Annotated in this window: 1 pseudogene; it reads right to left on the bottom strand. The window is 66.5% G+C overall.

The features are described 5' to 3' along the window. Positions 1-1,079: pseudogene (locus tag AC1Q7Q_RS40325) on the bottom strand (hemagglutinin); the annotation flags it as partial.

Raw genomic sequence — 1,079 nt, 5'->3', positions numbered from 1 at the left:
GCAGCCGCGCCAGTGGCAGTCTTGCCTTGCGCGACCGGCGACCATGGCGGCGGCGCGAAGCAGCTGTCGCAGGCACTCATGCTCGGCGGCACGCCGTAGACCAGCGGCCCCGGTCCGTGGACGTCGGTATTGCCCGTTGTGAGTGCCGCGAGCTGCGCCATGAAGGCCGAGAGCTCGCCCTGGTTCACCGCATCCCCGGTACTGTTGACCAGCGTTGCAGAACGGCTGTTGTCCAGGCTGCCAACGTTGAGCGTTACGTTCCTGCCCGCCGAAATAATGCCGCCCTTGTTCGAGAGCGAGGCCGTGCCGATGTCGAGGTTCCCGCCGCTGATGATCTGGCCGGCGGTCCCGTCGGCCTGGCGCACCACCGTATGGTCGACGGTGGGTACGCCAATATTGAGGGTGCTTTCGGGCGTCAGCAGGAAGGGCGGCACCCTAGCCGCACCCGGGGCGGCCGGGATCAGGTGCCACAGGTCTTGTCCGTACTGCTGGTCCCCGTTCGAGGGAATGATCTCCGCACCGCGAACCAGCAGTACGGAATCATCGGGATTGCGCCTGACGTCGGCCAGCGTGATGTTGGATATTGCGCCTGGTGCATAGGCAGGGCAGCTGTCGCAGGATCCCCCTGGCAACCACGGCGAATAGCTGCCGATGATGGTCGCGTTGAGCAGACTGTCGTTGACCACCTTGGTGAAGGAGCTGCCCGCATCCACCGGCGCGGTGCGGTCATTGATGACCGCGCCCGCGGCGATATGCAAGTTGCCCTTGGCGCCGATCACGCTGCCGATGTTGTTGAGGGTGCCGGAGATATCGACCTTGATGTCGCCGCCGGCCTGGCTGGTGCCGCCACGGTTGTCGTAGTCGCCGCCGGTGACGGTCAGGTTGCCCAGGGCCTCGGCGGTGCCCTGGTTGGCCACGTTGCCGCCCAGCGCCAGATTGCCGTTGGCGTGCAGGGTGCCGGTGTTCGTCAAGGCGCCAGCGAGCAGCGAGAGATGGCTGCCGCTGACGATCTGCCCGGCATTGGTGAGCGTGCCGCCGGTGGCCAGGGTCAGGTCGCCGGATTTCTGGATCGTGCCGGT

Source organism: Cupriavidus sp. GW823-FHT07A04 (genome assembly GCF_058794615.1).
The sequence above is the reverse complement of the archived record's forward strand: the minus strand, read 5'-3'. Positions and strand labels throughout refer to the sequence as shown.